Annotated in this window: 17 protein-coding genes; 6 read left to right on the top strand and 11 right to left on the bottom strand. The window is 59.6% G+C overall.

What is annotated here, in order from left to right; genetic code table 11:
• Positions 1–124 precede the first annotated feature (124 nt).
• A complete protein-coding gene (locus ALP40_RS10355) occupies positions 125–589 on the top strand; it encodes a glycine zipper 2TM domain-containing protein (RefSeq protein WP_122208184.1) in 465 nt (154 codons plus the stop codon).
• Between the two features lie 83 nt (positions 590–672).
• Here the strand turns inward: ALP40_RS10355 and ALP40_RS10350 are convergent, their stop codons facing one another.
• The 3 genes from ALP40_RS10350 to ALP40_RS10340 form a co-directional block, all read right to left on the bottom strand.
• Entirely contained in the window at positions 673–2286 is a 1614-nt protein-coding gene (locus ALP40_RS10350) for an NAD(P)/FAD-dependent oxidoreductase (protein ID WP_122208183.1), read from the bottom strand.
• A 152-nt stretch (positions 2287–2438) separates the two neighbouring features.
• Positions 2439–3119, bottom strand: coding sequence for a COG3650 family protein (locus ALP40_RS10345; protein WP_122208182.1), 681 nt, complete (start codon positions 3117–3119; stop codon positions 2439–2441).
• A gap of 51 nt (positions 3120–3170) precedes the next feature.
• Positions 3171–3770, bottom strand: coding sequence for a short chain dehydrogenase (locus ALP40_RS10340; protein ID WP_122208181.1), 600 nt, complete (start codon positions 3768–3770; stop codon positions 3171–3173).
• 104 nt (positions 3771–3874) lie between these two features.
• Here ALP40_RS10340 and ALP40_RS10335 point away from each other — a divergent pair, with 104 nt between their 5' ends.
• The gene (locus tag ALP40_RS10335; protein ID WP_122208180.1) at positions 3875–4786 is read left to right on the top strand and encodes a LysR family transcriptional regulator; all 912 of its coding nucleotides are present in this window, start codon (positions 3875–3877) and stop codon (positions 4784–4786) included.
• Positions 4787–4846: 60 nt separating this feature from the next.
• Here the strand turns inward: ALP40_RS10335 and ALP40_RS10330 are convergent, their stop codons facing one another.
• The 5 genes from ALP40_RS10330 to ALP40_RS10310 all read right to left on the bottom strand — a co-directional run bounded on the left by ALP40_RS10330 (position 4847) and on the right by ALP40_RS10310 (position 9836).
• Positions 4847–5548, bottom strand: a complete 702-nt coding sequence (locus ALP40_RS10330; protein WP_122208179.1) for an ABC transporter ATP-binding protein — start codon at positions 5546–5548, stop codon at positions 4847–4849.
• Entirely contained in the window at positions 5549–6316 is a 768-nt protein-coding gene (gene livG / locus ALP40_RS10325) for a high-affinity branched-chain amino acid ABC transporter ATP-binding protein LivG (protein WP_004887846.1), read from the bottom strand.
• Positions 6313–7578, bottom strand: coding sequence for a high-affinity branched-chain amino acid ABC transporter permease LivM (locus ALP40_RS10320; protein WP_122208178.1), 1266 nt, complete (start codon positions 7576–7578; stop codon positions 6313–6315). Before ALP40_RS10320 ends, livG begins: the two co-directional genes overlap by 4 nt.
• Complete coding sequence (gene livH / locus ALP40_RS10315; protein ID WP_122208177.1) at positions 7575–8498, bottom strand: high-affinity branched-chain amino acid ABC transporter permease LivH; 924 nt, start codon at positions 8496–8498, stop codon at positions 7575–7577. Before livH ends, ALP40_RS10320 begins: the two co-directional genes overlap by 4 nt.
• Positions 8499–8711: 213 nt before the next feature.
• Positions 8712–9836: a branched-chain amino acid ABC transporter substrate-binding protein gene (locus ALP40_RS10310; RefSeq protein ID WP_122208176.1), complete on the bottom strand. Its 1125-nt coding sequence runs from the start codon at positions 9834–9836 to the stop codon at positions 8712–8714.
• 350 nt (positions 9837–10186) lie between these two features.
• Between ALP40_RS10310 and ALP40_RS10300 the strand changes: the two genes are divergently transcribed.
• The gene (locus ALP40_RS10300; RefSeq protein ID WP_122208175.1) at positions 10187–10492 is read left to right on the top strand and encodes a DUF2288 domain-containing protein; all 306 of its coding nucleotides are present in this window, start codon (positions 10187–10189) and stop codon (positions 10490–10492) included.
• Between the two features lie 122 nt (positions 10493–10614).
• Here ALP40_RS10300 and ALP40_RS10295 read toward each other — a convergent pair whose 3' ends face one another.
• The gene (locus ALP40_RS10295) at positions 10615–12930 is read right to left on the bottom strand and encodes a bifunctional diguanylate cyclase/phosphodiesterase (RefSeq protein ID WP_122208174.1); all 2316 of its coding nucleotides are present in this window, start codon (positions 12928–12930) and stop codon (positions 10615–10617) included.
• 232 nt (positions 12931–13162) lie between these two features.
• Between ALP40_RS10295 and ALP40_RS10290 the strand changes: the two genes are divergently transcribed.
• A complete protein-coding gene (locus ALP40_RS10290) occupies positions 13163–14533 on the top strand; it encodes an MFS transporter (protein ID WP_122208173.1) in 1371 nt (456 codons plus the stop codon).
• Between the two features lie 73 nt (positions 14534–14606).
• Here ALP40_RS10290 and rapA read toward each other — a convergent pair whose 3' ends face one another.
• Positions 14607–17453, bottom strand: coding sequence for an RNA polymerase-associated protein RapA (gene rapA / locus ALP40_RS10285; RefSeq protein WP_122208172.1), 2847 nt, complete (start codon positions 17451–17453; stop codon positions 14607–14609).
• A 234-nt stretch (positions 17454–17687) separates the two neighbouring features.
• On the opposite strand from rapA, the gene ALP40_RS10280 reads away from it, so the two are divergent.
• Positions 17688–18026 (top strand): aspartate-semialdehyde dehydrogenase, encoded by a 339-nt coding sequence (locus ALP40_RS10280; RefSeq protein ID WP_122208171.1) that lies wholly within the window; start codon positions 17688–17690, stop codon positions 18024–18026.
• A 131-nt stretch (positions 18027–18157) separates the two neighbouring features.
• The gene (locus ALP40_RS10275; protein WP_147478313.1) at positions 18158–18316 is read left to right on the top strand and encodes a hypothetical protein; all 159 of its coding nucleotides are present in this window, start codon (positions 18158–18160) and stop codon (positions 18314–18316) included.
• A gap of 238 nt (positions 18317–18554) precedes the next feature.
• Here the strand turns inward: ALP40_RS10275 and ALP40_RS10270 are convergent, their stop codons facing one another.
• Entirely contained in the window at positions 18555–20183 is a 1629-nt protein-coding gene (locus ALP40_RS10270; protein ID WP_122208169.1) for a type III helper protein HopAK1, read from the bottom strand.
• Positions 20184–20338 lie beyond the last annotated feature (155 nt).

The raw sequence follows: 20338 nt of genomic DNA, 5'->3' as shown, positions 1-20338 counted from the left end.
GTCTGAGCGTTACATAGGTTGTCGCTGTATGACGCCTGAATGAATTAAATTTGCGGAACGCGGGTCGTGACAGCGCCGATGTCGGGTAGTCTAATGGCCACTAGTTCCCCTGGAGATACCTTTTATGCGCAAGTCTGCTCTTCTGGTCGCCTCGTTCACTGCCTTCGCGCTGACGTTGGGCGGCTGTACATCGAATCTCACGGGTGACTCCTACTCCCGTGACGAGGCCAGGACCGTACAGAACGTTCGCATGGGGACAGTTGAATCCTTGCGCCCTGTGAAAATCGAAGGCACCAAGACCCCGATCGGCGCGGGTGCCGGTGCAATCGTCGGTGGTGTGGGCGGTAGCGCTATCGGTGGCGGTCGCGGCAGCGTCGTGGCTGCGGTGATTGGTGCGGTAGCCGGTGGCCTGCTGGGTTCGGCAACCGAAGAAGGTTTCACCCGTACCCAGGGCGTCGAGATCACTGTCCGTGAAGACGACGGCAGCATGCGTGCCTATGTGCAGCAGGTTCAGGAAAACGAGATTTTCCGGGTCGGCGAACGCGTGCGCATCATGACCGTGAACGGCACGAGCCGCGTCACGCACTGATCTGTCGTGATTCAAATCGAACCCCGAGCCGAAATGCTCGGGGTTTTTCGTTTCAGGCAGTCCGTTGACTTGGGGGCGGTGGCCTAACCCTCGATCCCCAGCATGTCTCGCACCAGCGCTTCGGCGATACGGATGCCGTCAACACCAGCGGACAGAATCCCGCCCGCGTACCCCGCACCTTCGCCCGCCGGGTACAGGCCTTTGGTGTTCAGGCTCTGCAGGGTGGGGCCGCGTGTAATGCGCAGGGGGGCGGAGGTGCGCGTCTCGATGCCCGTCAGTACGGCGTCGTGCAAGGAGAAGCCTTTGATCTGTTTGTCGAAGGCTGGCAGTGCTTCACGAATGGCTTCGATGGCAAAGGCGGGCAGGGCGTCCGCCAGGTCCACCAGCTTTACCCCCGGCTTGTACGAAGGCTCGACGCTGCCCAGCGCCGTGGACGCCTTGCCCGCAATGAAATCACCGACCAATTGCGCTGGTGCTTCATAGGTGCTGCCACCCAGCAGATAAGCGTGAGACTCCAGGCGCTCCTGCAGCTCGATACCGGCCAGCGGGCTGCCCGGAAAGTCTTGCTCCGGGGTGATCCCAACCACGATGCCCGAGTTGGCGTTGCGCTCGTTACGCGAGTACTGGCTCATGCCATTGGTGACCACTCGGTTAGGCTCGGACGTCGCCGCAACCACCGTTCCCCCTGGGCACATGCAGAAGCTGTAGACCGAACGGCCGTTGCTGGCGTGGTGCACCAGCTTGTAGTCGGCAGCCCCCAGCTTCGGGTGGCCGGCGTACTTGCCCAGTCGCGCACGGTCGATCAACGATTGCGGGTGCTCGATACGGAAACCCACCGAGAACGGCTTGGCCTCCATGAAGACGCCGCGGCTGTGCAGCATACGGAACGTGTCACGGGCGCTGTGGCCCAAGGCCAGAATGACATGGCGTGAGACAATCTGCTCGCCGCCATCCAGCACGACGCCATTGAGTTGGCCGTCTTCGATCATCACGTCGGTCACGCGCTGCTGGAAGCGTACTTCGCCGCCCAGCGCCTCGATCTGATGACGCATGTTTTCAACGACGCCGGTCAGTCGGAAGGTGCCGATGTGCGGCTTGCTGACGTAAAGGATTTCTTCAGGTGCGCCTGCTTTCACGAACTCGTGCAGCACCTTGCGGCCATGAAAGTACGGGTCTTTGATCTGGCTGTAGAGCTTGCCATCGGAAAACGTACCCGCGCCCCCTTCACCAAATTGAACGTTGGATTCCGGGTTCAGGACGTTCTTGCGCCACAGGCCCCACGTGTCCTTGGTGCGCTGGCGAACTTCCTTGCCGCGCTCAAGAATAATCGGCTTGAAGCCCATCTGGGCCAGCAGCAGGCCTGCAAAGATCCCGCAGGGACCGAAACCGACCACCACCGGGCGCTCGCTGAGGCCCTCTGGCGCATGGCCGACCACCTTGTAGCTGACGTCTGGCGCCGGGCCGACATGACGGTCGTCGGCCAGCTTGCGCAGCAGCGCCTGTTCGTCACTGACCTGAAAGTCGATGGTGTAGATGAAGCACAGTTCGGAGGACTTCTTGCGCGCATCGTAGCTACGCTTGAACAAGGTGAAGTCCAGCAGATCGCTGCTGTCGATGCCCAGGCGCTGCACAAGGGCAGGGCGCAGGTCTTCTTCCGGGTGATCGATCGGCAGCTTGAGTTCGGTGATTCGTAACATTAAAGGGTCCAGTTTTCGGGCCGCAGGTTCAGCCCGACAGCACTACAAGAACCGGCGATTATAAGCGCTGAACCCCGTTGGCGGCGAGTCGAGGTGTGCAGTCTTGGCGACGAGGGGTGCCATCGGTCGCCAAAACTGGCCCTCAGGACCGATCAATCGTCTCGCGAACCGCCGTAATAACCGCAGCCACGCTGGGCCTGGCCGTTGAGGCGTAGTTCGGCGGTCAGGTGCTGGACCGAGCCGTTGACGCTGTCGATGCAGCGCTGAGGTGCAACCCACAACTCGATGCGCTGGTTGTTGGCTTCACTGCTGACACTGAAGCTGCCGTCGGGCAACTGCTCTTCAACGTACGGCACGGCCAGCGGTGGCTGACCTTCACGTTCCAGCACCATGCCCTTACCGCTGACGTTGACGTTCCAGGCCGGGTTGTTGCCATTGACGTGCAGGGTCAGGCGTTTGAAGTTGAGGTCTTCGCAGGACTGGCCGGGACGCTCCACGCGGTAGACCTGGTGCAGGTCCACCTGACCGTCGCTGCCAGCGGCTTTACTGGCGACAAACGAGCCGCGCAGATCGGCAAACACGCGGCCCTTGCTGTCGGCCAGGCTTGCAGCTTCCTGCAGGATGCCGGTGTTGTTGCGGTCCTTGACCACGTAGCGACGCTGCTCGTTGCATGGTTTGAACATCAGTTGCCCGTTCTCCCCGGTCAGGTCGCCCTGCATGCGGATCATGCCTGCCGTCGAGACTTTCGGGGTATCGGTCTTGGCACCGAGCATCTGGCAGCCGGCGAACAAAGGCAGAAGGGCGAATACGAGGACGGAACGAGCAGCGAACATGGGGGCGGGTCTCCAGACAAGTGCCGTCACGTTACGCAGACTGCTGCCGCATCACAAGACCTGATACGTCTGTCCGGTGTGCAGGCCTTCCACACTCTTGGCGTAGGCCAGTGCGACATCGGCGGCTGGAACAGGCTTGAAACCTCTGAAGTAGGCGCCGTACTTGCTCATGGATTCGAGCAGTACGGTGGGGCTGACCGAATTCACGCGCATCCCGCGTGGCAACTCGATGGCTGCTGCGCGCACAAAGGCGTCGATGGCACCGTTGACCAGGCTGGCCGAGATACCGGAAAGGATCGGCTCCTGGCTCAGGATGCCCGAGGTTAAGGTGAACGACGCGCCATCGTTGGCGAACGTCTTGCCGATCAGCAGCAGGTTGACTTGGCCCATGAGCTTGTCCTGAAGGCCCAGTACGAAATCGGTTTCGGTCATGTCAGCCAGCGGCACGAATTTCACACTGCCCGCCGCGCAGATCAATGCGTCGAAGCTGCCCACACGTTCAAACATTGCGTGGATCGAGGCGCTGTCGCTGATATCGACGCGTTCCTCGCCGCTGTTGCGACCTATACGCACAATCTCATGCCGTGAGCCCAGTTCGCGTTCAATGGCCGAACCTACGGTTCCGCTTGCGCCTATCAACAGGATTTTCATTGCGTTGCTCCAAAGGGATGAAAGGAGCCGCCAGTGTAGAAAGCCGTATATCCTTCGATAAAGATGCCAATAGGAAACCTTTGGTTCTCATAGGGAAACAATCAGTGAGCGAGATGGAAGATCTGGCTGCCTTTGCCGTTTTAATCGAAGCGGGCAGTTTTACCGCAGCCGCAGAGCGTCTGGGCTGCAGCAAGGGACGCCTTTCAAAGCGTATTTCTCAGCTGGAAAAAACCTACAGTGTTCAGTTATTGCACCGAACCACTCGCACCTTGAGCCTGACCTCGGCCGGATCCGCCTTGTTGCCTCAGGCCCGGGAATTGATCCTGCACGTGGAGAGGGCCCGCAGCATCGTGGCGTTGATGCGTGACGATATGGTCGGCGAGGTGCGTATCACCACGCCGGTTTCGTTGGGGGAAACCTTCTTTGACGGTGTGCTGATGGAGTTTTACGAGACCTATCCCCACGTGAAGATCGAACTCGAACTGAGTAACAGCGTGCGCGACTTGCGACGCGACGGCTTCGATCTGGCGGTTCGCTCAAAGGTCGCCAGTGATGAACGGCTGGTGGCCAGGCCGTTATTGGCCATGCAGGAACTGACGTGCGCCGGCACGCGTTATCTGGAGGCGCACGGCTGGCCTCAAACCCCGGATGACCTTGCAGGGCATCATTGCCTGATCAACAGCCACTATAGCGAGCGTTACCAGTGGCTTTACCATCAGCATCACGAGTTGATCCGTGTGCAGATTGACGGTCCGTTCGCCAGCAATCACTACAGTCTGCTGAAAAAGGCGGCGCTGGCCGGGGCGGGTGTCGCACGCCTGCCGTCTTACATGGTGCATAAGGAAATCGACGACGGGCGCTTGCAGTGGCTACTGAAGGATTACCAGACGGCAACGGCGCCAATGTTTCTGGTTCACCCTTTCGAAGGAAACGTGCCGAGGCGAGTGCAGGTGCTGGCGGATTATCTGGTGGGCTGGTTCGAGCGCAGCGGCTCGACACTGCAGCGTTTGGTGTGAGGGTAAGTGGTGGAAGGCATGCCCACGCGGGCGCGTGGACATGCTCATGGCGCATCTTCGCTAGCCGCCCAAATAGACGTCCCGTACTTTCGGATCGACCAGCAACTCCTCACCGGTGCCCTGCATGACCACACGACCGTTTTCCAGTACGTAGGCACGGTCGGCGATTTTCAAGGCCTGGTTGGCGTTCTGCTCCACCAGGAACACGGTCACGCCATCACGCCGCAGCTGTTCGACGATCTCGAAAATCTGCTGAATGATGATCGGGGCCAGACCCAGCGACGGTTCGTCCAGCAACAGCAGCTTGGGCTTGCTCATCAGTGCGCGGCCGATGGCGAGCATTTGCTGTTCGCCGCCAGACATCGTGCCACCCCGTTGGGTGAAGCGTTCCTTGAGGCGCGGGAACAGGTGCAGAACCTTATCCATCTGTTCCTGATAATCGCCTTTCTCGGTGAAGAAGCCGCCCATCGCCAGGTTTTCTTCGACGGTCAGGCGTGCGAACACGCGACGGCCTTCGGGCACCACCGCGATACTCTTGCGCATGATCACCGACGACTCCTGGCCGACCAGCTCTTCGCCCATGTAACGGATGCTGCCGCTGTGCGCGCGCGGCGAGCCGCACAGGGTCATCAGCAGGGTGGACTTGCCCGCGCCGTTGGCACCGATCAGGGTGACGATCTCGCCCTGGCGCACTTCCACGTTGACGCTGTGCAGCGCCTGGATCTTGCCGTAGAAGGTAGAAACGTTTTCGAACTGCAGCATTTACGCTTCCCCCAGGTAGGCTTTGATCACTTCAGGATTGTCACGAATCTGTTCCGGCGTACCGTCGGCCAGTGGCGTGCCCTGATTGATCACCACGATGTGGTCGGAAATGCTCATTACCAGCTTCATGTCATGCTCGATCAGCAGCACCGTGGCGTTGTGCTCATTGCGCAATACGCCGATCAGCGCTTTCAGGTCTTCGGTTTCTCTCGGGTTCAAACCGGCTGCCGGCTCGTCCAGCATGAGGATGCGCGGGCGCGTCATCATGCAGCGGGCGATTTCCAGTCGGCGTTGTTGACCGTAGGCCAGCGTACCGGCCGGGCGATTGGCGAACTCCTTCAGGTTGACCGCTTCCAGCCAATGCTCGGCGTAGTCCATCGCTTCGCGCTCGCTGCGGCGGAAAGCCGGGGTCTTGAACAGACCGGACAGGAAGTTGGTGTTCAGGTGCCGATGTTGAGCCACCAGCAGGTTCTCGACGGCGGTCATTTCCTTGAACAGACGCACGTTCTGGAACGTGCGCACCACACCCTTGCGGGCGATCTGGTGACCGGCCAGGCCCTGGATCGGCTCGCCGTCCAGCAGGATGGTGCCGCCGCTGGGTTTGTAGAAACCGGTCAGGCAGTTGAATACCGTGGTCTTGCCCGCGCCGTTGGGGCCGATCATCGACACGACCTGCTTTTCATGGACGGTCAGGGCCACGCCATTGACCGCCAGCAGACCGCCGAAGCGCATGCTCAGATTCGTGGCTTGCAGAAGAGGCTGTTTCATTTGACGGCCTCCGCTTTCAACTTCATGACGGGTCGTTGCATCGGCAGGAAACCTTGAGGACGCCAGATCATCATCAGCACCATCAGGGCACCGAACATCAACATGCGGTAATCGCTGAACTCACGCATCAGCTCAGGCAGCAGGATCATCACGATGGCCGCCAGAATCACGCCCAATTGCGAGCCCATTCCGCCGAGTACCACGATCGCCAGAATGATTGCCGACTCGATGAAGGTGAACGATTCCGGCGTGACCAGACCCTGGCGAGCGGCAAAGAAGCTGCCCGCGAAACCGGCGAACGCGGCGCCCAGGGTAAAGGCCGACAGCTTGATCACAGTCGGATTCAGACCCAGTGCACGGCAGGCGATTTCGTCTTCACGCAACGCTTCCCAGGCGCGGCCGATCGGCATGCGCAGCAGACGGTTGATGACGAACAGCGCCGCCAAGGCCAGCAGCAGGGCGATCAGGTAAAGGAAAATCACTTTGCTGATCGGGTTGTAGTCCAGGCCGAAATACTGATGGAACGTTTGCGCACCTTCAGCCGCACGGCGTTCGAAGCTCAGGCCGAACAGGGTGGGCTTTTCGATGTTGCTGATGCCGTTGGGGCCGCCGGTGATCTCGGTCATGTTGCGTAGGAAGATCCGGATGATTTCACCGAACCCCAGCGTCACGATGGCCAGGTAATCTCCCCTAAGCCGCAGGACCGGGAAACCCAGCAGGAAGCCGAACAGCGCCGCCAGCAGACCGGCCAGCGGCAGACACTCCCAGAAGCTCAGGCCGAAGTAGTGCGACAACAACGCGTAGCCGTAGGCACCGACCGCGTAAAAGCCGACGTAACCCAGGTCCAGCAGGCCTGCGAGGCCGACCACGATGTTCAGGCCCAGGCCCAGCATCACGTAGATCAGGATCAGCGTCGCGATATCGACGGCTCCGCGGGAGCCGAAGAACGGCCAGACGAACGCCAGCACGATCAGGGCGGCAAGTCCCCAGCGCTGTGTGCTTGGTTGGGTCATGAAGTCGCTGGTTTTCTGCGAGATCAGCGGAGCGCGCTCACCCCGGCGCAGGCCACTGATCTTCTCGGCGAACAGCACGCGCAGAAACAGCAGGATCGAGCAGACGGCGATGATGGTCAGGGTCATGGGGCTGGCGTTCTGCACTTGCAGGGTCACGCCGGAAAACGCCAGTTTCAGGCCGAACACCGGGTAGGCAACGGCCCACACCAGCGCCGCGCTGAACAGCGCCTGTTTGAAGGACTTGCTCATACTTTTTCAACCTCCGGACGACCCAGAATGCCGGTCGGGCGGAACAGCAGCACCAGAACCAGCAGGCCGAAGGCCACAACGTCCTTGTACTGATCACCAAAGATGTCGGCACCGAAAGCCTCGGCGACGCCCAGGACCAGACCACCAAGCACCGCGCCGGGAATCGATCCGATACCGCCCAGTACCGCAGCGGTGAACGCTTTCAGGCCGACGAGGAAACCGGCGCTAGGGTTGATCACGCCGTATTGCATGCTCAGCAACATGGCGGCAACGGCGGCCAGTGCGGCACCGACCACGAACGTCAGGGCGATGATGGTGTTGGTGTTGATCCCCAAAAGGTTGGCCATCTTCATGTCTTCGGCGCAGGCGCGGCAGGCGCGGCCCATCCGCGAACGGGAGATGAACAGGGTCAGGCCGGTCATGGCCAGCAGCGTGACGACAAACACCACGATCTGCATGTAGGAGATCAGCACCTCCTGCGATCCGCCCGGTCCGAAGGACAGGCTGCCGGGCAGCAGGTTGGGGATGGCAAAGTTGCCGGAACCCTGGGAAAGCTGGACCGAGTTCTGCAGGAAGATCGACATCCCGATTGCAGAAATCAGTGGAATCAGACGGTTGCTGTTTCGCAGTGGACGGTAGGCGACCCGCTCAATGCTGTAGCCGTACGCGCTGGTCACGATGATGGAGGCGGCGAAGCCTGCAATCATCAACAGCGGCAGGCTGTCGATACCCATCATTGCCAGGCCGGCGAGAGCCATGAACGCAACATAGGAACCGATCATGTACACCTCGCCGTGGGCGAAGTTGATCATTCCGATGATGCCGTAAACCATCGTGTAGCCAATAGCGATCAATGCATACGTGCTGCCAATGGTCAGGCCATTGACCAACTGTTGCATGTAGTGGAATAACTCGGGCATTTACCGCGCTCCTAAAAACCTGATCTGCATTTCTCCGGCCTGCGTCGGGTACGCATTCTGTCGATGCGTTGCCTGTGACGCTGCCAGCGAACCGCTGGTAACGGTTTTAAGATTTTCAGGGGGCCAGGCTACCGGATCTCGGCAGGCGGGCCATGATTCGTAAAGCAAAGCCCACTGCGGGTGCAGTGGGCTTTGGTTGTCAACGCAAGCAGCTTACTTGGCGGCTTCGGTCTTCGGCTTGCCGAAGTGCCATTCGTAGACCACGAACTGGAAGTTCTTCAGATCGCCTTTTTCGTCGTAGCTCAACTCGCCCATTGGCGTCTTGAACGTACCGGCGTGGATGGCGGCTGCCACCTTGTCGGTGTCTTCAGACTTGGCGGCAGCGATGCCGTCGGCAATCACCTGAACGGCAGAGTAGGACGGGTACACGAACGGACCGCTCGGGTCCTGCTTCTTGTCCTGGAAGGCTTTGGTCAGTGCCTGATTGGCAGGGTCTTGGTCAAAGGACTTCGGCAGGGTAACCAGCAGGCCTTCGGACGCCTCGCCCGCGATCTGCGAGATCGACTCGTTGCCTACGCCTTCAGGGCCCATGAACTTGGCGTTCAGGCCTTTTTCCTTGGACTGGCGCAGGATCTGGCCCAGCTCAGGGTGGTAGCCGCCGTAGTAGACGAAATCGACGTTGGCTTGCTTGAGCTTGGCGATCAGCGAAGAGAAGTCCTTGTCGCCAGCGTTGATGCCTTCGAACAGGGCAACCTTGACGCCTTTGTCTTCCAGGGTCTTTTTCACCGCAGAAGCGATGCCTTCGCCGTATTGCTGCTTGTCGTGGATGACGGCAACGATTTTCGGCTTGGCGACGTCGGCGATGTAGTTACCGGCGGCAGGACCCTGTGCGCTGTCCAGACCGATGGTGCGGAACACCAGCTTGTAGCCACGGCTGGTGATGTCAGGGCTGGTGGCCGCCGGGGTCACCATGATGATGCCTTCGTCTTCGTAGACGTCGGAAGCAGGTTGAGCGGAGCTGGAGCACAGGTGGCCAACGACGTATTTGACGCCGTCATTGACGACCTTGTTGGCCACTGCAACGGCCTGTTTCGGATCGCAGGCATCATCGTATTCGACGGCTTCGAGCTTCTTGCCGTCTACGCCGCCCTTGGCGTTGATCTGCTCGATGGCCATCTTGGCGCCGTTGAACTGCATGGTGCCGTATTCGGCTACCGGCCCGGTCTTTGGGCCAGCGATGCCGATCTTGATGGTGTCGGCTGCGAACGAATGGCTGGCAACCCCGGCCATAACCAGTGCGGCAAACAGCTTGGAAAGCTTCTTGGTACCCTTAGTCATGATGCTCCACTCTTGCGTTGTAGTTTTTATAATCCTGCTGGCCAAGGCTACAGGACCGGCTGCGACACCGATCTCCCCCCGCTCCGCCAACTGTACCGGAACAGTTTAGAGCGCCGGTGAATCGCTTGGAAAGCAGGGTGCAGGGAAGTAGATCCGCACATGTCGCTTAATCGAAAGAAAGTTACAGAATCCAACCACCCCCACAAAAACAGGTATCCGGGCTGGCAGTTGAAATACCAGGCAGACGGCGGCGGGCGTTGGGACTGTCCTGCAATCAATCACTTGCTTCTGGGTTTGTCTGTGGGAAAGGCGGCGGTATCATTGCGCCGATTTCCTTTCTGGTGAAACCCATGACGCAAGAACCTAGCACCCTCTATGCCAAACTGCTCGGGGAGACCGCCTCTATTACCTGGACAGAATTGCAACCATTCTTTGCCAAGGGTGCCCTGTTGTGGGTCGAGCCACCGCTGGATCTGATCGAAGTTGCCGAAGCAGTGGCCGAAAACGACGCCGCCAAAGTGTCGGCGTGGCTGGGCGAAGGAACGGTCGGCAAGGTGTCTGAATCAAAGGCAATGGAGCTTGTGGAGAGCGATCCACTGCTCTGGGCGGTCGTAGTGGCACCTTGGGTATTGATTCAGAACAGGGCATCGGACTGATCGATGCCTTTTTTTGGTGCGCTGAGTGGCACTGTAGTGGGTGGGAAGGTAACCCCACGGGCGCTGGCGTAGCAAAAAGCCACAGCGATCGCCGTGGCGTTATCGTTTGGCAAAGACGCCGTTCAATCCGTCCAGCGGGATCGTTGCGTACGCGCCGGATTGCGGCTTGCCAGGGCATGTTCGGCCCCGGGCAAATCGTCGAACAAGTCGAGTGATCTCGGTTCGTCGGCCTGCGGCTCGCGGGTTTCGAGCATGAGTGCGGCAGGCCACAGGCTGGCCGCTTCTCGCTCGTTCATCTGCTTCACCAGCGGCAATATCCGCTCCAGCGGTTGAGGCTTGCTGAACAGGTAGCCCTGCACATAATCGCTGCCGAACTGGCTCAGAAACTCAAGCTGCGCGGGCGTCTCCACGCCTTCGGTCACGACCTTGAGGTGCAGGGTATGGGCCATGACGATGATTGCCTGAACGATCTCCATGTCCTGCGGCGACTTGGGGATATCAATGATGAAAGACCGATCGATCTTCAAGGTGTCCAGCGGCAGGCGCTTGAGATAAGCGAGCGATGAATAGCCCGTGCCGAAGTCGTCGATGGACAGCGAGACGCCCAGGCTGCGGATGTGTTTGAGCATCAGGATGGTGTTGCTGATATTGCCCATCAAGGCGTTTTCGGTGACTTCCAGTTCCAGCCGGCCGGGCGCGACATTCGATTCGCTCAAGGCTTGCTCGACTTCCTCGACCAGTTCTTCCCGACTCAGATTCAACGCCGAGCAATTCACGGTGATGATCAGCTTATCCAGCCCATCCAGGCGCAAGGTTCCCAGATCCCGGCATGCACGGCGCAAGACCCAATTGTCCAGTTCGGCAATCAGTCCGTTGGCCTCGGCAATATTGATGAAACGGTCGGGCACCAGCAGCCCGTGCTGCGGGTGATTCCAGCGCACCAGCGCTTCCAGTTTTGCCACATGACCCGTACGCAGATCGACAATGGGCTGGTAATAGACCTGCAGGCCGGTTTCCTCTCGCAAGGCATTGCGCAGTTCTTCTTCCAGATGCAGCTCCAGACTGGCCTTGGTCTTGAGCGCAGGGCTGAAAAAATTCACTCGATTACGACCCGCGCCCTTGGATTGATAAAGCGCCAGATCGGCGTGCTTGAGCAACTCGTCACAGGTTGAACCGTCACGCGGGAACACGGCGATGCCAATGCTGGTGGTCATGACCATGCGCCTGCCGGCCAATGCGATGGTTTCCTTCATTTTGTGCATGACGCGATGCGCCAGGTTCCGGGCTTCTTCGTAGTTGGGAATGCTGAGCAGGATGCAGAACTCGTCACCACCGAAGCGTGCAACCACATCCTGCACGCGCGTGGCACTTCGAATACGCTCGGCAATCACCTTGAGCAGCTCGTCACCCGCATCGTGCCCCAGGCTGTCGTTGATACGCTTGAAATGGTCGATGTCCAGAAACATGACCGCGAGCATGCCTTTGCTCATCGTGTGTTCCAGCAGTTTCTCGGCAAAGATCTGATTGAAGCCGCGCCGGTTGATCAGGTTGGTCAGCGGGTCGTAATGCGCCACCTGTTGCAGGGACACGCGTGCCTGGTCCAGTTGGCTGAGCAGGGTGTTGACGCGTTGCAAGTCATGCTCTTTGCCTTGCAGTTTTTTGTCGGCCATCGCCGCACTGATGCTCCCGGCAATGATCAGCAACGTAATGACGGCGATGGTCAGGCCCAGTTGCTGGCTGTTGGCGGTGCTGGGGATGTGCAGTTGCGCACCTTCCGGGATGACCAGTCGCAGCGCACGCATGCCCATCAGGTGCATGGTCAGCAAGCCTGCGCCCAGAAAAACGCTGACGCCATAGCGAAACATCTGGTGGAACATGCCGCTGTACTGGCGCAGATGCCTGGACAGGGTCAGCAACGCCAGGCTGGCGAGAATGGCGACCAGAACGGACAGCGCGAACGTCCGTGGCTCGTAATACTGAACCGCGTCGGAGCGCATGGCGGCCATGCCCATGTAGTGCATAACGCTGATGCCAATGCCCATGATCAGCGCGGTGGTCAGGCAGCGCTTGAGGGTCAGTACCTTGATGGTCAGCGCTCTGATCGCGACCACAGCCGTCACCAGCACGATCAGCAGCGAAGTTAGCGTAATGCTCAGGTCGTAGGTGATGGTCAGCGGTGCCTGGAACGCCAGCATGCTGATGAAGTGCATAGCCCAGACACCGCCGGCCAGGCACAGCGCGCCAAGTGCCTTCCAGACACGCCGACTCTTGATCGCATCTACCTGAATGACTCGGTCAGCAATGTCCAGCGTGGCGAAGCAGGCGGCGCAGGCGACCCCGTAGGCCAGGGCGACCAGAAACAAATTATGACTGCAGTCGATCAACAATTTCCCGTCCGCCGGTACGCCGGCGAACATGTTCAAACCCAGCCACTCCATAGCAAGCCCTATTCATTCACTGCCAGGGCGCCAAGGCTAAAGGCCTGGCGATTCGGAGTGAGTATAGAAGCTGTTGTCAGTTTGCCAGTACGCATGGCGACAAAATGGGAAAGGTTTCAATAACAATTGGTTATAAAAAAAGCGTAACCCTCCCGCGGTTTACGAATGTTTACAGACACGCCACCTAGAGCCTTCTAGATTGATACCACTAATAAGAAGGGACGAATGCCTCATGAGCCTGCTTCGCACGGACACCTCTGTTCAAGCCGCCAATGCCTGGCGCGTTCTCTTTTTGCTGTTCCTGGCCAACCTGTTCAACTTCTTTGATCGGACCATACCGGCCATTATCGTCGAGCCCATCCGCATGGAATGGCACCTGAGCGATTTTCAGCTTGGGCTGTTGGGCACCGCCTTTACGCTGGTTTACGCCATTGCCGGACTGCCGTTGGGGCGCATGGCCGATAACGGTTCGCGCAAGAAGCTGATGGGATGCGGTCTGGCGGTGTGGAGCGGCCTGACGGCAGTCAACGGAATGGTCGGCAGTTTCTGGACCTTCCTGCTGGTGCGCATGGGCGTGGGTATCGGTGAAGCGAGTTATGCGCCCGCGGCCAACTCACTGATCGGTGATCTGTTTCCGGCTCATAAACGGTCCCGCGCAATGGGCATCTTCATGCTGGGGCTGCCGCTGGGCCTGCTGCTGGCATTCTTTACCATCGGCGCCATGGTCAAGGCGTTTGACAGTTGGCGGGCACCGTTCTTCATCGCAGCGGTGCCGGGGCTGCTGCTGGCAGTGTTCATCTTCTTTATCAAGGAACCCAAGCGCGGCGCGGCTGAAAGCGTGCGCATGTCCGAAGTCAAAATCGAGAAACCGATACGCCGTGTGCTGTCGATCCCGACCTTTCGCTGGCTGGTGCTGGGTGGCTTGACGTTCAACTTTGCCACCTACGCCTGCAACTCGTTCATGGTGCCCATGCTGCAACGCTATTTTTTGCTGCCGTTGCAGGACGCCGCTGTCGCGACGGGGGTGATTGTGGGCGTTACGGGATTGGTCGGTCTTACCGTGGGCGGCTGGATTGCGGACAAGCTGCACCAGCGTTCACCCAACGGACGGTTGTTGTTCGCCGCGTTCAGCATGCTGGTGGCGACGATTGCCACCGGCTATGCCTTGCACGCCGGGCGCATCGAGATCGGCCTGTTCGTGGCGGTGTTCAGCGTGGGCTGGCTGTTTGCCTATAACTTCTACACCTGCGTGTACACCGCGATTCAGGACGTGGTCGAGCCGCGCCTGCGCGCGACGGCGATGGCGTTGTTCTTCGCAGGGCTGTACCTGTTGGGCGGCGGGGCGGGGCCGGTGGTGGTCGGTTTGCTGTCCGACCATTTCGCCCATGCCGCGATGGCGTTGACGGGGGCCGAGGTGATGAGCGAAAGCTTCAAGGCCATCGGCCTGCACGACGCCATGTACCTGATCCCGGCGGCGCTGCTGATGACAATGGGTTTTTTGTTTTTGGCATCACGCTGCTTCAGCAGTGACGCCGAGCGCATGAAAGCAAGGATGGTGGCCGAGGAGCCAGCGGAAGAAGGCGTAGATCCGGCGCTAGTGTGACGCGGAGCGTCACGGCTGCATTCCCACGCAAAGCGTAGGAATGCCTCTCAGCCAGCGTCAGTAGCGACGCCGATTATCCTGCGACCAACACCCGAATCGCTTCCAGACGCAGCGCAGCCTTCTCCAGCATCGCCAAGCCTTGTTCGCGCTGGGTGCGCAGGGCAACCAGTTCGCTGTCGCGCACGGTCGGGTTGACCGCTTGCAGCGCGGTCAGGCGTGCCAGCTCTTCTTCGGTATCGGCTCCCAGACGACGCTGTGCTTCAGCCACGCGCTCGGCGTGCTTGGGCATGATCTTCTCCTCGCCTGCGTTGATCCGCGGCGTCAGCACATCGCGCTGGGCCTGGATGAACTTGTTGGCGCTGGCGCGTGGCACGCTTTCGAGCTGGTCGTTCAGGGTGTTGAACGACACTCGGCTCGACAGATCATTGCCATTGGCATCGAGCAGGCAACGCAGTGCAGCCGGTGGCAGGTAGCGGCCCAGTTGCAGCGAACGCGGCGCGACCACCTCACTCACATAGATCAGTTCCAGTAGCACAGTGCCCGGCTTGAGCGCCTTGTTCTTGATGAGCGCCACGGCGGTGTTGCCCATCGAACCGGACAGCACCAGATCCATGCCGCCTTGAACCATCGGGTGCTCCCAGGTGATGAACTGCATGTCTTCGCGAGAAAGCGCCTGATTGCGGTCGTAAGTGATGGTCACGCCTTCGTCGTCGCCCAGCGGGAAGCTGGCGTCGAGCATCTTCTCGCTCGGCTTGAGGATCAGCGCGTTCTCGGAATGGTCTTCGCTGTCGATGCCAAACGCGTCGAACAGGGTTTCCATGTAGATCGGCAGACTGAACTGGTCATCCTGCTCCAGAATCGCTTCAACCAGCGCTTCGCCTTCCCCAGCGCCACCGGAATTGAGTTCCAGCAGGCGGTCGCGACCTGTGTGCAGTTCGCTTTCCAGACGCTCACGCTCGGTACGAGCCTCGTCGATCAGCGCTTGCCACTCATCGTCGTCACCGCTTTCCAGCAGCGGCAGCAGGCGAGGGCCGAACTGGTGTTGCAGTGCGTTGCCGGTCGGGCAGGTATTGAGGAACGCGTTAAGCGCTTCGTGATACCACTGAAACAGTCGCGCTTGCGGGCTGGTTTCCAGGAACGGCACGTGCAGCTCGATGATGTGCTTCTGGCCGATGCGGTCCAGACGACCGATACGCTGCTCCAGCAGGTCCGGGTGGGAAGGCAGATCGAACAGCACCAGGTGATGGGAGAACTGGAAGTTACGGCCTTCACTGCCGATTTCCGAGCAGATCAGTACCTGCGCACCGAACTCTTCATCGGCGAAGTAAGCGGCAGCCCGGTCGCGCTCAAGAATGTTCATGCCTTCGTGGAAGACCGTGGCAGGAATGCCGGAGCGCACGCGCAGCGCGTCTTCAAGGTCCATCGCGGTTTCGGCGTGGGCGCAGATCACCAGCACTTTGACGCGCTTGAGCATCTTGAGGGTGTCGATCAGCCAGTCGACGCGCGGGTCGAAGCGCCACCAGCGTTCTTCTTCGCTGATGTCGGAATGCGCCTGGAAGCTGACTTCCGGATACAGGTCGGGATGATCGCCCAGTGGCAATTCCAGGTATTCGGCCGGGCAGGGCAGCGGATACTGATGCAGCTTGCGCTCCGGGAAACCCTGCACCGCAGCGCGGGTATTACGAAACAGCACGCGGCCGGTGCCGTGGCGGTCCAGCAGTTCACGGATAAGGCGTGCCTTGGCTTCCTCGTCGCCTGCATTGACGGCCGCCAGCAAGGTGTCGCCTTCGGCCCCCAGGAAACCATGAATGGTCTTCTGCGCTTCGGCGGAGAGCACGCCTTTGTCGAGCAGTTCCTGCACCGCCTGGGCAACCGGGCGATAGTTGTCGCTCTCGGCGCGGAAGGCTTTCAGGTCGTGGAAACGGTTCGGGTCGAGCAGGCGCAGGCGGGCGAAGTGACTGTCCTGCCCCAGTTGCTCTGGAGTTGCGGTCAGCAGCAGAACGCCGGGGATGACTTCGGCCAATTGCTCGACCAGCGAATACTCGCGGCTGGCTTTGTCTTCGTGCCAGACCAGATGGTGTGCTTCGTCGACAACCATCAGGTCCCAGCCCGCGGCGAACAGCGCGTCCTGTGCCTTCTCGTCCGACACCAGCCACTCCAGCGCGACCAGCGCCAGTTGGGTGTCTTCGAACGGATTGCCCGCATCGCTTTCCATGAAGCGCTCGGCGTCGAACAGGGCAACCTGAAGGTTGAAGCGGCGGCGCATCTCGACCAGCCACTGGTGCTGAAGATTTTCAGGCACCAGGATCAGCACGCGGTTCGCACGCCCGGACAGCAGTTGGCGATGGATGACCAGACCGGCTTCGATAGTCTTGCCCAGGCCTACTTCGTCAGCCAGCAGTACGCGCGGCGCAATACGGTCGGCGACTTCGCGGGCGATGTGCAATTGGTGGGCGATAGGTTGCGCACGCACGCCACCCAGTCCCCAGAGAGAGGACTGCAGTTGGCGGCTGGTGTGTTCAAGGGTGTTGTAGCGCAGCGAGAACCAGGACAACTGATCGATCTGGCCTGCGAACAGACGGTCGGTCGCGAGACGGAATTGAATGAAGTTGGACAGCTGGGTTTCCGGCAGCGTGACCACTTCGTTCTGAGCATTCAGGCCGTGGTAGACCAGCAGCCCGTCGACATCGTCCACTTCGCGGACGGTCATTTTCCAGTTCTCGAAGTGAGTGATCACATCCCCTGGAGAGAAACGCACGCGAGTCAGCGGTGCATTACGCAGTGAGTATTGGCGTGTCTCACCAGTGGCCGGGTAGAGCACGGTCAACAAGCGGCCGTCCTGTGCCAGAACGGTGCCCAAACCCAGCTCGGCTTCGCTGTCGCTAATCCAGCGTTGCCCCGGTTGATACTGCTGCGCCATGCTGCCTGTCTCCCGACTTGAAAAAGCCGACTATGTTAACGGAACATGCCCCGAAGACCAAAGGTGGCATTGAAAAACCTCCGGATTCTCTAGTGAATCCGTCGAATTCTTCCTTTCATGGCACTTATTTCATTAAACCCGGTCCAAAAAAGCCGTATAAATTATTACAGCCTATTACGGGGCTGTTCAAGTTGAGTCGCATACGGCCGAAAGCCCGGTAAGAGGAGACACACCATGCTGCAACCTATGCTTCCGTTAAGCGTTGTACCGGTGACATCACAGTTGGATCCGGCCAAACGCGTGCCGGACATTCCGCCCGTGGCGCCTGTGCAGCAGAGTTCGAGCGAAACATCGATTGACCTGCGCCACGAAGACGCTGAGCGTAGCGCGTGGCTGTTGCGTGAAGAGCAACAACGCCAGCAACAGCAGGGTCGCCCTTCGGAAGAAGAGGCTGGGGAATATCAGGGGCTGGTGATGCCAGGCGATGTGCTTAACGCCGACAACACGGTGCCGGTCGTGCCGCTGATTGACGATGAGCCGCGACAAGGGCTGTGGGTCGATATTCAAATCTAAGTGTCCTGCCACAGGATGTGGCTGTTACCTCTCTCGTTCGATTCTCGCCTGCCTGCCTGATCCTTACTGGTCATCGCCGATGCTATTGAGCATTATTGGCGATGTTTTCCTGTGTCCGAGAGCTGCAAGCCATGAGCGACGATGACAAATTGATTGATCTGGGTGCCGAGCGCGCCAAGCGCGTTCATGACCTGAACGAAAAGCGCCTGAAAGAAGTGCGTAATGCCTTCGAGCAGGCCATGCCGCTCGGTGGCAAGAAAAAGCCGAAGAAAAAACCCAAGAAACGCTGACCGTTTCCCGCTCACGATTTGACCTGATCGGCGGTCGTCGCTGTTTTGGCGGGGCAAACGCTGATCTGAATCAATTCACGCCCGTGACGGTACGGTTAATCTGACCTCATCGAACAAAGCGTGAGCCTGCCTAAAGGGCGGGCCTCAGGCAGACGGGCACGCAAGGCACTTCGGCGACTCAGGTCGCCTTTTTTGCGCCTGCCCTTCACGTTGCGGCCAAGCGCAAACCGGTGTCAGATCACGGGTTGGCGCCAGCGTTGACCAGATCATAGGCCTTGGCGGCCTCTGCGGTTTTTATCTCACGCTGATACTGTGGGGACCAGACGGTCACCGGCGATTTCTGAGTGAAGCTGACGTTACTGCCAACATCCTTGAAGTGGGCATCGCCATAATCATCGAGCACACCTTGAGCGCTTGACTTGTTGCGCACGTCCACGCCTTTCTCGAAGTAGTTCGCCTGAGACAGAATGTGGGCGTCGCCCGTTGCGGTGAACCCGAGATGGAAGTTGTCGATGTAGTTGTTGTAGACATCGAAATCGCCGTGGCGCATCAGGCCCGGTGCGCGAACCGTCAGGTCATTGAACGCGTTATTGGCGATGGTCATGCGCGGGTAGCCCTGGTATTGAGCCTTGGCCGTTGGCGAGTCATCCGGCTGACCGAGAATCACGCCGTATTCATTGTTCTGGAATTTTGAGTTGGTCAGGCTGACATTATCGGCCGTCCCGCCGACGTAAAGCAGTTTGTCCAGTCCGGTGGGATTCTCCTTCTTGGTGCCCGTGAAGGTGTTGTGGTCCAGCCAGTAGCGCTCGCCATTGCTGATGAACATCTGCATGTCGCCGTTTTCGCGATAGCGGCTGTCGTGGGTGAAGTCCAGGTTCTGGAAAATGTCGTTACCGCCACTCTTGTCACTGACCATGTAGATATTGTGCAGACCATTGCCCTTATCGGTGCCGAGCAAGGTCTTGTTGGCGCCAAATTTCACCGTCACCTTGCTGTCGGCAGACAGGTCGGCGCCCAGGCGTACAGTGCGGGCCTTGTCGTCAGCCATGCTCTTCTGCAGTTCTTCCACGGTATTGACCGTAACCACTTCGCCGCCGTTACCGCCTGTGGTTTTCGCAGCCTTGGCAAAGCCCACCATGCCTGACATGTCCGCGCCTAAGTCGTGACCCTGGCCGACAGGTGCGCGGCCCTGGGTTTTTTCCGGTGTGGGCGTTTGCGCATCACGGTGATCAACGCCCGATGGCTTTGTCTTGAGTAACTCCGTCTTGAGTAACTCCGGATCGCTGACGGGCGATGGTTTCACGTCTTCTTTTTGGGGCGGCGTTTTAAGGCTCTGCGTGTTCGACATTTCTGCGGCCACAGGCGGTGTCGCTGCGCGTGGAGACGCTCCGGATTTGCCAGGGGAAGGGTCGCTGTGCGCGTCAGGCGTTTGCGTGGCCGAGGGCGATTTCGACAGTGATGTGGGTGAGAACGTCGGCGAAGTGGACGAAGGCCCGGTGCGCGTTGGGTTTTCACTCTGCGGCTGTGCAGTGGAAGGCTGCTGCTCTTGCGGATTGCCCCGCAACAAGGAGAACAGTTTTTCCAGGATGCCGCGAATCGCTTCCACCAGCTTGTTTAGCGTCAGTTCGCCGTTCTCGCCTTGCGGACTGGAGGCGTATGGCTGGATCTCAGGCGTTCGCGCTCCGGCATGCAGGCTGGTCGATGGAGAATCCGACGCCGACACGCGTGCAAATGCTCCGAAGTCGATCATAGTACCGTTATGAACTGCAGCAGAGTCCTTAGGCCGGGCAGGGCTGTCCGGCATCGAATCAAGTGCCGGCAGGGTCGATCCGGAAACGGGAGAATAATTTCGGTTGATGATGCTCATGTGTGCGGTCCCCGCCTGCGGGAGTAGGCCGTTCGTGATCCCAGAGAGTGCTGCCTGACGTTTGAGTGGGCGTTGCACGAAAAACGGTTCCACGCGGAGCGAGTGGCAGACAGGGCGTCAGGAACAGGCCTGGCGAAAGGCGCAGGGGTAAGGCG

Origin of the sequence: Pseudomonas viridiflava (assembly GCF_003702045.1) — a bacterium.
GTDB classification, from domain to species: Bacteria; Pseudomonadota; Gammaproteobacteria; order Pseudomonadales; family Pseudomonadaceae; genus Aquipseudomonas; species Aquipseudomonas viridiflava_C.
This window is presented reverse-complemented; position numbering and strand designations above follow the sequence as displayed.

Bases quoted from the DNA above. Each gene is read 5' to 3' on its own strand.
- ALP40_RS10340 (WP_122208181.1), bottom strand. From the start codon at position 3,770: ATGAAAATCCTGTTGATAGGCGCAAGCGGAACCGTAGGTTCGGCCATT.
- ALP40_RS10280 (WP_122208171.1), top strand. From the start codon at position 17,688: ATGCTGCAACCTATGCTTCCGTTAAGCGTTGTACCGGTGACATCACAG.
- ALP40_RS10355 (WP_122208184.1), top strand. From the start codon at position 125: ATGCGCAAGTCTGCTCTTCTGGTCGCCTCGTTCACTGCCTTCGCGCTG.
- ALP40_RS10275 (WP_147478313.1), top strand. From the start codon at position 18,158: ATGAGCGACGATGACAAATTGATTGATCTGGGTGCCGAGCGCGCCAAG.
- ALP40_RS10350 (WP_122208183.1), bottom strand. From the start codon at position 2,286: ATGTTACGAATCACCGAACTCAAGCTGCCGATCGATCACCCGGAAGAA.
- ALP40_RS10290 (WP_122208173.1), top strand. From the start codon at position 13,163: ATGAGCCTGCTTCGCACGGACACCTCTGTTCAAGCCGCCAATGCCTGG.
- ALP40_RS10270 (WP_122208169.1), bottom strand. From the start codon at position 20,183: ATGAGCATCATCAACCGAAATTATTCTCCCGTTTCCGGATCGACCCTG.
- livH (WP_122208177.1), bottom strand. From the start codon at position 8,498: ATGCCCGAGTTATTCCACTACATGCAACAGTTGGTCAATGGCCTGACC.
- ALP40_RS10320 (WP_122208178.1), bottom strand. From the start codon at position 7,578: ATGAGCAAGTCCTTCAAACAGGCGCTGTTCAGCGCGGCGCTGGTGTGG.
- ALP40_RS10300 (WP_122208175.1), top strand. From the start codon at position 10,187: ATGACGCAAGAACCTAGCACCCTCTATGCCAAACTGCTCGGGGAGACC.
- livG (WP_004887846.1), bottom strand. From the start codon at position 6,316: ATGAAACAGCCTCTTCTGCAAGCCACGAATCTGAGCATGCGCTTCGGC.
- ALP40_RS10345 (WP_122208182.1), bottom strand. From the start codon at position 3,119: ATGTTCGCTGCTCGTTCCGTCCTCGTATTCGCCCTTCTGCCTTTGTTC.
- rapA (WP_122208172.1), bottom strand. From the start codon at position 17,453: ATGGCGCAGCAGTATCAACCGGGGCAACGCTGGATTAGCGACAGCGAA.
- ALP40_RS10330 (WP_122208179.1), bottom strand. From the start codon at position 5,548: ATGCTGCAGTTCGAAAACGTTTCTACCTTCTACGGCAAGATCCAGGCG.
- ALP40_RS10295 (WP_122208174.1), bottom strand. From the start codon at position 12,930: ATGGAGTGGCTGGGTTTGAACATGTTCGCCGGCGTACCGGCGGACGGG.
- ALP40_RS10310 (WP_122208176.1), bottom strand. From the start codon at position 9,836: ATGACTAAGGGTACCAAGAAGCTTTCCAAGCTGTTTGCCGCACTGGTT.